This is a genomic window from Bacteroidia bacterium (assembly GCA_041391665.1).
In the GTDB taxonomy this organism is placed as follows: domain Bacteria; phylum Bacteroidota; class Bacteroidia; order J057; family J057; genus JAGQVA01.
In genome coordinates this window covers 45,758-57,857 of the sequence record JAWKNO010000002.1, presented here as the reverse complement: position 1 = coordinate 57,857, position 12,100 = coordinate 45,758, and the positions used below count along the sequence as shown (strand labels likewise).

The following is a 12,100-nucleotide window of genomic DNA, read 5'->3' as shown; positions in this document are numbered from 1 at the left end:
TGTGAAATTGGATCGGGTTTCTTGATGATTACCAGAATTGAATTTCAACTGAAATTCCCGAAATTCCATGCGAAATCGTATCTTTAAGCAAATAGAAGCTATGGGCGAACAAAAGCTGGATCGGTATTACACGCTGGACGAATTTGTTCTTCTGGAACAGGCAGCGCCGGATGTCCGGTATGAATATATCGATGGATATATTTATGCCATGGCCGGAGGGACAATTAATCATGGAAAGATTATCAGTAATATTACCTTCAGGATTCAGGAAAAAACCCGCTCCGGAAATTTGGGATGTACGACTTTTGGCAGTGATGTAAAAATATCGATTGAAAGCAGAAATATTTTTCTTTACCCCGATGCATTTGTGGTTTGCGGAGAAATAAAGGAAGATAATCAATACAGTGGGGCCGTTACCAATCCACATCTGATTATCGAAGTCTTATCAAAGTCAACCCAAAACTACGATAAAACCAGAAAGTTCAGGCTGTACCGGATGATTCCTTCGCTAAAGGAATATATATTAATTGATCAGTACCAAATGGTAGTGGAAAGTTTTTTCAGGAAACCGGGCGGAGACTGGCAAATCCGGACTTACCTTCATGAAGACGATTGGGTGCAAATTCATTCACTTGATATTGCGATTCCGGTTTCCCACATTTACGAACGGGTGTCCCTATCCTGATTCCATTCCTATCCCATGCAGTACAGACTGATTTTGTCCCTGATCGTTGTGATCTTCTGTGCCGGAAACAGTATTTCGGGCCAGACAATGCAGCCTTCCGATTCCTTGCTGTTTGTCATCGACAGTATGGAATTTGGCAAAAATCTGAAGACCCACCTTCTGGTTCTGGAAGATACAACCGCAAACCTCACCATTGATCAGATCAGCAGCGGGAGGTATGTCAATCAGTTTTTGCCCTGGGAAAAAAAGCACGAAGCCACCAGTTATAAAAATATTCTCTGGTCAAAAGTTACCATTGAAAATAAGCTGAACCGCCCTGTCAGTGGCGTATTCATGGACCAGAGCCGAAGTGCAGAAATTATCGTCTATTTTCCCGACACTGCCGGAACCTGGGCAGAAAAACGTTCAGGCGTCAATGTAGCAGGCAAGGACCGCGATCTGGTCAAATACGGACTTATTGCCATAGGGTACACTTTCCCGGCCCGTTCATCCACCACGGTTTATTTCAGGCAAAAAGAAATCAACCATTCCCTGGCAAAAGTAAACCTCTACTTTCTGGACAAAAATGCATTTGAAAAAATCAACCTCGAACAGGGGAATGTCTTGATCAGCGGATTTATCAGCATTCTGGCGATTATGTTTCTGTATAGTCTGATGGTATTTTTCACCTCCAGAGAAGAGACCTATCTGTATTATTCGCTGTATGTTTTCTGCCTGGCCGGATTTATCATGTTTGCCGACGGGCCGCATGAGATCATATCCATTCCCAAAATCAAAGACTATCTGACTTTTTCCTTTCTGAGTGGGATCAGCATATTTTATTTTTTGTTTGGAAGAAGATTTGTCAATACCCCCGATATTGTGCCGGTCTGGGATAAATGGCTCAAAAGGTATATCGGAGTGAAAGCCCTGCTTTTTCTGACACAGATTTCCATCATATTTTTCTGGCACAATATTCTTCTGGTTATTCAGGTAGAGGTTGGGTTTTTCTTTGTGGATGCATTGATTGCCATGGGGTTATGCGTCAGGTTAATCCAAACCCGCAAACCGCTGGTTTGGTTTTTCACCATAGGTTCTGCTGCAGTTTTTCTTTTTGGTTTTGTCTATTTTTCGGTGAATCTGTTACTGGAGAATCAGATAAATATTTTCATGTTTTTTATGGCGTTTATTGTTGAGATTCTCATCTTCTCTCTGGGGCTGGGCTATAAAATGCGCCTTTCCGAACGCGAAAAACTCGCCGCTCAGGCCGAAAGGCTGGCCGCACAGGAAGCGCTCAACAGTGAACTTTCCAAAATCAATACTGCCTTCGGCAGATTTGTCCCGCACGAATTTCTTCGTTCACTGGGACACAACAGCGTCCTGGATATCAAACTCGGTGACTGTGTGGAAAAAGAAGTTACGGTCTTGTTTTCCGATATCCGCTCCTACACGACTCTTTCTGAACAAATGACTCCGAGAGAAAATTTCCACTTCCTCAACGCTTACCTCGGAAGAGTCGGCCCTATCATCAAAAACAACGGCGGCTTTGTCAATCAGTATTTTGGCGATGGGATCATGGCACTGTTTCTCGACGATCCTTCTGATGCATTAAATGCTGCGATAGCCATACAGCAGGAACTGATCAACTACAACCAGTCCAGAATACAAAAGGGAAGGCAACCCATTCGCACAGGTATCGGCCTCCACACCGGTTCGCTGATGATGGGCGTAATTGGAGACACGCTCCGCATGGATGCCGGCGTCGTATCAGACACTGTCAACACCGCTTCGCGGATGGAAGGGCTGACCAAATATTTTGATGTTTCGGTTATTCTCAGTGAGACGACCTGTCGCCATACTGAAGACGCTGCGCTTCGCTACCTCGGTAAAGTTCAGGTAAAAGGCAGAGTGGCGCCCCTCGGCGTTTATGAATCGTTTGAAGGGGAGTCTCCAAACGTAAGAAAACTCCGCCAACAAACGCTTTCAGACTTTACAGACGGATTACAAGCCTATTTCGACCGGAATTTTGCTGCGGCTGCCTCCGCTTTCGATCGTGTACTCGCTGTGGATCCGGAAGATACCGCCGCACAAAAATATCTCCACAACAGCCAGATGAACCTGATTGAAGGCGTAGCCGAGGACTGGAATGGCGTGGAGTTGATGATTGAGAAATAATTACTTTCCTAAAAAACCCTCATGCGAAAAACTTCCCGTCGCAATTTTCTCAAATCAGCAGGAATGAGTTTGCCTGCTTTTGCGCTTCCGGCAGGTAAGATTCGTCCGGATAAACTCCCCGGCTACAGCTATGGCACCATCCACACACTGGATGAAGCATTTACCCGCGAGGGGCATATTCTCCTTCGGGTAGAATTCACCGGAACATCTCCGCAAACCGCAGGAAAAGTGATCGTTTCCGGTGCAAAAAGCCATACGATCCGCAATTGGTTTTTTGACCCGATAGATATAATGCTGATTCGACTGGAAGGCGCAAAAGAAACCACAACGCTGACCCTGAAATCAGAAAAAGAATCTGTCAAATTTACGCTGAAAGATGTATTGGAACATAAAACATGGTCGGCGCCCTGGGGAACAGCCATTGTTAACGCAAACTTTCTTCTTGACCGGGAAACAGGCATCATAAATCCTGCGGATGTTTCAGTTGCCGGTCCCGGGGAAAATTTCTCTTTTGTCATTATGTCCGACCCACAGGGAGGGAACCCGGAAGAGCCCACCAACCGCGTACCTGCCCGAATGAAAATTCATAATGCATTTATTGAAGAAAGCATTCGCCTGGTAAATGAACTCACGCCTCCCCCCGCTTTTGTAATTGTAAACGGCGACATCGTGGATAGTGAAGGGCAGGCGAAAAACTATGAACAGATGCTTTCATTTTTTGAAAAAATCAAGGTACCTATCCTGTTTCAGGTCGGTAACCATGAAACCCGGTACAATGCCGTATTTTCTCCGGGTTATTATATGGAGGAGTTTAACAACTTTTTTGCTGCCCAGAAACAGATCAATGGCCTGGAGAAGCTCCTGTATTCATTTGACCTGGGACAGTGGCATTTTGTAGTTTTCCCCGATCCGCTCCGCACACATTTTTGGGAAACACATCCACACTATTTTGAATGGCTGGAAAATGATCTTGCCGCCAATGCCAATCGCCCGGTGATTGTTTTTCACCATGTTCCCCTACAACCTATTGGCATTGACCCGCTGATCAATTATGTCGAAAGTGTAGCCGTAAAACGCTTTTTGCTGGAGATTCTCACCAAACATGGAAATGTGCAATACGCTTTCAGCGGACACGTTCATATTCCCATCAAAGCTTCGTTTAAAACAGCCATCACCTATAAGGGTATCCGTTTTATTAATCTTCCTGCAGCGGGTTACCGCCCGCGGAGTTTTGGGGAACCAGATTTTGACGGAGGCCCCACCCAGGGAATAACCATCGTAAAAATCAGTGGGAATCAGGCAAATGTCAGCTTTAAGACTGTGACCAACAAGGTATTTCCCTACCCTGATTTACTTCAGGAGTTTACCCCCAGTGCCTGGCCGCTCTGGCTAAATGACAAATGGGAATTGCCGGCAGGCGAAACCATCCTCAATGGAAGTTTTGAAGAGGGCCTGGCACACTGGCACCGCAGGTTTGTTTATCTGGAGGATAAAAGTCCCTCCTTCAGGTGTGAAGTACAACGGGTGATTTCAGGCAGACATTCTCAGGCACTGTATCTTGGCTGCAAAGGTCGCGGGTATCATATTCCCGGGCAGGATCGCATGCCGCAGACGCTTTATCAGGTATGTCAGCCCCTTGCAGTGCCTGCCGGAAAAGCGCCTGTGATAACGTTTTCTTACAAGCTGGATCCCCAAACCTTTGACCCTGGTTGCGAGGCAGGTGCATTTGTCTGGGTAGAAGGATTCCAGGGAAGCCGCAAACGCCTGAACATGGTATATTCTGCCGGTATGATCATTCAGGATCCGGGTGGAAAATACAGCCAGGCAGCTCAGGTCTGGTATCAGCATTATGACCTGAGTGAAAGCCAGCCCTATACATGGAAAGAGGTGAATCTCAATATTCTGAAAGATTTCGAAGAAAATTTGGCCAGGCCGGGAAAATTCTTTGACGCAAACATTGACCGTCTGATTATCACCCTGGGCGTTTGGACGGCAAATGAAAGTGAAGATCAAACCACGGGCGTATTTTTCGATGACATTGCGGTAAATTTCGCAGAAACACCCGTAACGCTAGTCAGTAATGTCAATGGGGAACCCCTTGTACCCAAACCCGAAAACCGAATCTGGAAGAAAGTCAACAGGCATATCGCTGGCGAACACCAGTACATTGAGCGTGAATAAAACATTTTATTTTTATATTACCCGGGATAAAAGCCCTTATTGCGATATCCCATGAGCCGTCATTTCTTTCTGATTATATCTGTCTCCCTGCTTTGGAGTTGTACAAAACAGACTTCGACACCGGCTCGTCCCATGGACCCGTGGGTGATCCGGTCGGTGCTGGATCAGCAGCCCCGGATGCTGACACTGGCACTTGACACTTCGATGTACATTGCCTATTCTGCCCAAACCTGTCGAATATATAAAGTCTGGAAAGGCGGGATTGACTTAGAAGGAGCCGCATACAACGATATCAAAACCGTACAACCCGAAAGCAGGGGAACGGCTTACTGGCAGCCTGCACCCACAGACCAGCTATGGGAGGTGGCGGAAAATGAAACAGACATTCCTTTTGAGCTTCAGTTTTCCGGATACCATTTGAAAGACAATCACATTACCATCCAATACGAAATCAGAGCCGGGAAAACCATTGTCGCCAACATAGAAGAACAACCAGAATTTGCAAATAAAGGGGATTCAGTATCACTGGTCAGAACATTCACCGTTCACACTCTTCAGGAAGGAAAATCTGTGAAAGTTTCAGACGGCAGGAAAATGATTACGCTACACACAGCCAAACCCACACGTATTGTCCACACATTTGTTTCTTTGCCCCATCAGCAACCCAAAACCCAAGCCATCATCGGGCATATCGGCCAGTACTGGCTCGACCGCAGCGGCTGCAATACCTGCCACCGGGAAGAAGAAACGACCATAGGCCCGGGTTATCGCGAAATTGCGGCCAGGTATGAGCCAGACAAAGAAACCATCACCCGGCTGGTAGAAAAAGTCAAAACCGGAGGTTCGGGAGTTTGGGGAGAAGTTGCCATGATCCCGCATTCCCATCTGGAGGAAAAAGACATCCGCCCCATGGTCGATTATATCCTCAGCCTAGAACCACGCGCCAAACCAGAAAAAAAACAATCAGCGAAAACAGCCATTCAGCCGGAAACCCCAACACGACCCGGCTTTGGCGCAGCACTTGCCGGCATTCACCCGGCATACGACGTAACAACGATTCACCCCGAAAGCTTCAAGCCAAGGGTGGGCGGACTCGCTTTTTTGCCAGACGGAAAACTGCTCGTCACTACCTGGGACTCTGTGGGTGGGGTCTATATTCTTGAAGGGGTGGAATCCGGCGATTCGTCAAAAGTGACCGTCAAACGGTTTGCCGAAGGTCTGTCTGAGCCGCTGGGAATAACTGTGGTTGACGGAGAAATATTTGTTCTGCAAAAACATGAACTCACCCAACTCATAGACGAAGACGGCGACGGCACAGCGGACCAGTACAAAACCATTTGCAACAGCTTTGGGGCAACTGCTGATTTTCACGAATTTGCCTATGGGCTGGTATGGAAAGACGGTTATTTTTACGCCAATCTGGGACTTGCCATGCGGCTGATGTCCAACGAGTTGCAAGATCCTGACCGGGGAAAAACCATTCGCATCAGCAAAGACGGGACATGGGAAGAAGTAGTTTCTGGTCTGCGGCAATGTAATGGTATCGGAATAGGCGTTGACGGAGAAATATTTCTCACAGAAAATCAGGGGCAGTGGGTGCCTGCCTGCAAGCTGATTCATCTGCGCCAGGGCGACTTTCACGGATGTCAGTTTGGCTGGGGCGACACCTATGCAGGCAGAACCATGGCAGCGCCTGCGTTATGGCTTCCGCATGATGAAATTGCCAACAGTCCGGGCGAGCCCACCATTATGCAAGACGGGCCCTATGTGGGACAGATGCTGTTTGGAGAAGTAACCCATGGAGGAATCAAGCGGGTATTTCTGGAAAAAATAAACGGAGATTATCACGGATGTGTATTTCGGTTTACCCAGGGGCTGGAAGCAGGAATCAACCGTATGCGTTGGGGGCCCGATGGCGGCTTATATGTTGGCGGTGTAGGCATGAATGGAAACTGGGGCTGGAATGGAAAGAAGTACGGTCTTCAGCGAATGAAATACAACGGGCATAACGTATTTGAAATGCTGGCTGTGCGGCAGAAAGAAGACGGTTTTGAAATAACATTTACCGAATCACTCGCAGAAGGAACCGAAAAAATGATGGATATTTTCACCAGCATTCAACAATGGTATTATGAACCTACGGCTGCATACGGCGGTCCGAAGCTGGGAAAAGAAACGTTGGATATCGGCAAACTCACGGTAAGTGAAGACCGGCAAAAAGTAACCATATCCTTGTCCGGGCTCAAACCCGGTCATGTGGTATATTTTCTTTTAAATGAAAACCTTCGCAGCACTTCCGGCCAGCAACTATGGAGTGGAGAAGCGTGGTATAGCAAATAAATAACCTACCCTACATTATGGATCGCAGAGAATTTGTAAAACAAGCGGGAGCTTTTACAGCACTGGCAGCAGCGGGAATGGCGGTAACGCCCGGATGCATGAATGCACAGCCTGTGCGCAAAAAAATCACCATTGCCAAGGTAGATGCCAATTTTGACAGGCAGAAACTACGGCGTCCCTTTGGATTTAAGGGCGGATTTCTCACCAACAACTGGCAGACAGCCGCCTTTATGGAAACCGACGAAGGCATCCACAAGGTGGGGCCGGGCATTCAGAGTGTGTTGTGGTGCGATGCGACGACCTTTCTCGCCCATTCGGAGAATGGCGGCAATGCCCTCATGTTTGCCATGACCGAACGCGCCCTTCAGATGCTGAAGGGGCAGACTTTCACCGATCCGATGACCCTTCTCGACGAGTTGCTGCCCGAGGTGCTCGCCTACGGCAAAACCATTACCCGCAACCCCGACCTGCGCACGACCTTTGCGCTCAATGCGCTGGTGGCAGTGGACAATGCCGCCTGGCTCCATTATGCCGAAGCCAATCAGATGAAAAATTTTGACGAAATGGTTCCGGAAACCTTTCGCCCGGGGCTTTCCTTCCGCCATGGAAAAGTTGCAGCTATTCCGGCGCTATCCTACGGAACCCCGATGGAAGAGATCAAACAAATGGCCGAACAGGGATTTTTTATTATGAAAATCAAAATCGGTGCACCCGGTACGCAGGAAGAAATGCTGGAAAAAGACAAAGAATTCCTTTCCGCCATTCACAAAACCATCGGCCATTTTGAAACCACACATACCAAAGACGGGAAACTTCCTTACTATTTTGACGCCAATGGCCGTTATGACAGCAAAGACACCCTGCACAAATTTCTCGACCACGCCGAAAAAATCGGTGCACTCCCGCAAATCGCCGTAATGGAAGAACCCTTTGGCGAGCGGAATCAGGAACCGGTTCACGACCTCGCAGCCCGCGGGCCACGGATCGCAGCCGACGAAAGTGCACATACAGTAAAAGAATCCATCGAACGAATCGAACAAGGCTACAATTCCATCGCAGTCAAAGCCATTGCCAAGACCATGAGTATGACCATTAAAATCGCGCAGGAATGTTTTGAGCGAAATATCCCTTGTTTCTGTGCAGACCTTACGGTCAACCCTTTGCTTGTTGACTGGAACAAAGCCATTGCTGCGCGGCTTGCACCGTTTCCGGATATGGACTTTGGCCTTCAGGAAACCAATGGCTGGCAAAACTACCAGAACTGGGAAGAAATGCGCACCTGGCACCCGATGGCGGATGCACCCTGGACAAAACCCGTACAGGGAGTGTATGAAACCGGAAAAGAATTTTTTGAAAAAAGCGGCGGAATTTTTATGCCTTCCCCTCACTTTGAAGCCATGTTTCAGCGTTAGTTATTTCCACCTCAACCTTAAGTATATGAAAATCCTGCTTTCCGTTTTTTCAATTATCATTTTCACCATGTCCGCATTCAGCCAGACACCTTCCCTTGCCGGAACCTATTCATCCCAGACAGCCAACGGAAAAATTGTACTTACCCTCAACGGCAAAGGCAATCTCACCGGGCAAATGCTTGATGACAACGGCGACATTTACCCACTGGAAGGCGTAGAGGAAAACGGGCTGGTCAAAGGTAAGCTTCAGACTGCCATTGGCATTCCGGTATATTTTGAAGCCGGCATGCAGGGAAAAGACCTGATTTTTTCCATTATCCCGCTCAGTCTGTTTCAGAAACCCCTGTATGACCAGGCGCAGAAAATCGTCATGCAAAAAGCAGGAGCCTCTGCTCAGACCGCAGGAACCGGAAAAACCACCCAGGTACAGACCCCATCCACACCCAAACCACAGATCGCCTCATCAGAGCTCGACGCCCGGCTGATCGGTTCGTGGGAACATACGGAAACCTATATCAGCGGAACGTTTTCTTCTGTTTCGCAATTTTTCATGCACCTCAAGGCAGACGGAGCATTTCTTTATGGCAATGGCCGGGTCATGGCAGGGGGAGACAATGCATTTGGTTCGGCCAGTGCCGATACCGGCAACAGCGGCGACTATGAGCGCGGATTCTGGAAAGCCAAAGGCGGTGTGATTTACGTCATGGAAGAAGGCGGCAACCAATGGTATCCCTACTCGGGGTATTATATTGAAGGGACGACGCTGATGCTCAAATTTGACAACGGGTCAAAGCAGATCTGGTATAAGCAGTGATGAAAAAATAACAAAAGGAATTAATTATACATATTTGCAACTAAATATTCCTTTGTTTATTTTAGCTACATGAAAATCATTTTCAACTCGGATATTCTTACCCAATTGCAGCTACCTTCAGCTAAAAAGAATGGCGATATCTCTCGATCACTATGTCAGTTTTGCCAGAAGATCAACCAGTCAGGCCATACAATCATAATCCCGAAAACGGTCGAATTGGAATTAGAAAGAATTCAAAGGGATAATATTAAAGCGCTTGTAGAGAAGTTTAAAGGTTTACAAAATGAACTAGAATACTGGGGAATTGGTCACAGTTTTAGAAACTATGATTTACCCGACCATTTTCACAGAGACCTCGTTGCAGAATTAAAAAGTTGTGGAGCTTCGGTACAAATTGAACACCCTCTGCTGGAAGACTTTCAATCTGCACAAGAGCGAGCAGCTTTGAGGTTACCACCACATAGTTATTCCTCAGAAAACTCTAAGAAGAATTCTGATGAAATGCGTGATCTGGTGATTTGGTGCATTTCTGTAAGGATTGCAACAAAAGAAGAAGGAGCACTACTGCTTAGCAAGGATGAAATACATGTTTCAAAGGCAGGCGATTCTGAAGCGCAGTCATCCGGGCTAATTCGTCTAAAAAGTTTAGATAATGCTCTCCATTTTTTAGAAATTGAATCATCGTATGATCTGGCCGTTAAAGAAGTATTGAAAAGGCATTGGAATGTTTTTCTTAAAGCTGACTTTAATAAGAATGAAAATGAGTTTAAGTTATTTATTGATAGTTTTTTTCAAGGTACAGAAGGAGTAGAACAAATAATCGCAAAAATTGTATTTTTGGAATCCGAGGGTAACATTCTCTCAGGAAAAGTTAAGTTAATGATCAATAATGAAATGACCATAACCAAAGTTATTTTCTATGAACTATCCTCATCGTCAGGAAAAGATTATCCTCAGCAACAGTTTAGAACAGAATTCGTAATAAATTTACCAGAACTATTTGACAAAGATTACCTGGATAGGCTAAATTCACTAAAAGATATTTTATAAGTTATGAACATAACCATTGGCTCCAATAATTTCGATCTAGTTGATATTCCTCTTTTGTGGGGAACCAGAGCAATATTAGTAGATAAGGAAGGTCGGTTATCAATCATTGATTTATCTGGGGTCGAGGCAAAGCTTGAAATTCTGGGAGACAGACCTGCACCTGATATTGAATATTATCCTAATTCTGATGGGTTTATTATTAAGAAAAATGGTAATGAATTATACCACTTCGATCCTAAACAAAAAATCATCTCAAGCATAAGTGTTGGCCACCTTCCTACATGTAAAATTTTTTCAAATGCTATTATGATTGGAGAAAACGTGTTTTCTACTAACACGATTTTGGGGGCATCTGTCGGATTAAGTGTAACTGAAGATGGAGTAAGTATGGGTGCCTCATTGCCAACTAATCTTACAAGATTGAAATTATGGGCATAAAAAAACCCCCGCCAAAGCAGGGGTTTCCAACAAAAAGCCATCTTTCACCTACATATTTGCTGCTTCTGTGGGAGGGCCAAGTTGGGGAACTGTCTGAAGGTATTGGTAAATAGCCGTAATATCGCTACTGTCAACGCCGGCAAATGGCATCATGGGGAACCTCAACATCCTGCCCTCATTGTTTTTGCCATACTTTACCGCAGTGATAAATTCTTCGAGTGAATAATCGCCGATGCCATGCTCCGGATCGGGTGTGATATTGGGAATTGTTATTACTTCCCCGGTTCGGATATCGAGAAACTCTGTTCCACCACCTAAATACCTGGCCGAGTTCTCAGGGTTGATGGGGTCATTGGTCTCAAAACTGCCTGAATGACACTCATAACACATATGCCTTCCTTTTACCAGATATGCTCCATAGGCAATTCTGTCGTTTTTATCTGGCGCCACCACCGGCGTACCACTCCATGGAAGGGGTTTGAAGGCAAGATTAAACAACATCTTTGAAAGAAAAGTCTGCTTATATCGGGGGATAATATTCTCCGAAGGCTGAACCGCAGGGTCATCAGACCGCAAAAAGGCAATGAGTGAAAACAAATCCTCATCTGACATCTGTAAGCTGCTAAACATCATTGGCAACACTAAATGCCCGTCGCGTTTGACTCCGGTGCGAAACAGATAAAACAATTCGCCATCGGTATAATGGCCAATTCCATACACTTTATGCTGGGTGATATTGGCCGAATAGATTTTACCCAACCCATCTACGTCTTCTATTTGCCGGCCACTCAGGGTACCATCGTCTGCCATATGACAGACAGCACATAGGTTGGCGGAGATCAATGCGCCGGTATGTACACGTTCAGGGGTTACTTCGACTTTTAGGCCGCTATCAACGACATCATAAGTAGGCAGCGGTTTGAGTTGAAACCAGGCAATGGCAAGACTTATGATAAGTATCAGAACACCTGCGGCAAGTCCGGTGATTTTCAGGGCTTTTTTCATAACAGAGAGATTTAGGGTGAA

General features: G+C 46.1%; 9 protein-coding genes. 8 read left to right on the top strand and 1 reads right to left on the bottom strand.

Features of this window, described 5'->3' with window-relative positions; genetic code table 11:
• The first annotated feature begins 67 nt into the window (after positions 1-67).
• The 8 genes from R3D00_11970 (at position 68) to R3D00_11935 (ending at position 11,074) form a co-directional block, all read left to right on the top strand.
• A complete protein-coding gene (locus tag R3D00_11970) occupies positions 68-685 on the top strand; it encodes a Uma2 family endonuclease (GenBank protein MEZ4773891.1) in 618 nt (205 codons plus the stop codon).
• A gap of 15 nt (positions 686-700) precedes the next feature.
• Positions 701-2,839, top strand: coding sequence for an adenylate/guanylate cyclase domain-containing protein (locus tag R3D00_11965; protein ID MEZ4773890.1), 2,139 nt, complete (start codon positions 701-703; stop codon positions 2,837-2,839).
• A gap of 21 nt (positions 2,840-2,860) precedes the next feature.
• Positions 2,861-5,020, top strand: coding sequence for a metallophosphoesterase (locus R3D00_11960; GenBank protein ID MEZ4773889.1), 2,160 nt, complete (start codon positions 2,861-2,863; stop codon positions 5,018-5,020).
• Between the two features lie 51 nt (positions 5,021-5,071).
• Complete coding sequence (locus R3D00_11955; GenBank protein MEZ4773888.1) at positions 5,072-7,360, top strand: cytochrome C; 2,289 nt, start codon at positions 5,072-5,074, stop codon at positions 7,358-7,360.
• A 17-nt stretch (positions 7,361-7,377) separates the two neighbouring features.
• Positions 7,378-8,772 (top strand): enolase C-terminal domain-like protein, encoded by a 1,395-nt coding sequence (locus R3D00_11950; GenBank protein ID MEZ4773887.1) that lies wholly within the window; start codon positions 7,378-7,380, stop codon positions 8,770-8,772.
• Positions 8,773-8,797: 25 nt separating this feature from the next.
• Entirely contained in the window at positions 8,798-9,586 is a 789-nt protein-coding gene (locus R3D00_11945; protein MEZ4773886.1) for a hypothetical protein, read from the top strand.
• 69 nt (positions 9,587-9,655) lie between these two features.
• Entirely contained in the window at positions 9,656-10,636 is a 981-nt protein-coding gene (locus tag R3D00_11940; protein ID MEZ4773885.1) for a hypothetical protein, read from the top strand.
• Positions 10,637-10,639: 3 nt separating this feature from the next.
• Positions 10,640-11,074 (top strand): hypothetical protein, encoded by a 435-nt coding sequence (locus R3D00_11935; GenBank protein MEZ4773884.1) that lies wholly within the window; start codon positions 10,640-10,642, stop codon positions 11,072-11,074.
• Positions 11,075-11,122: 48 nt separating this feature from the next.
• On the opposite strand, the gene R3D00_11930 is transcribed toward R3D00_11935, so the two are convergent.
• Positions 11,123-12,079, bottom strand: a complete 957-nt coding sequence (locus tag R3D00_11930) for a cytochrome c (GenBank protein MEZ4773883.1) — start codon at positions 12,077-12,079, stop codon at positions 11,123-11,125.
• Between the last annotated feature and the right edge of the window lie 21 nt (positions 12,080-12,100).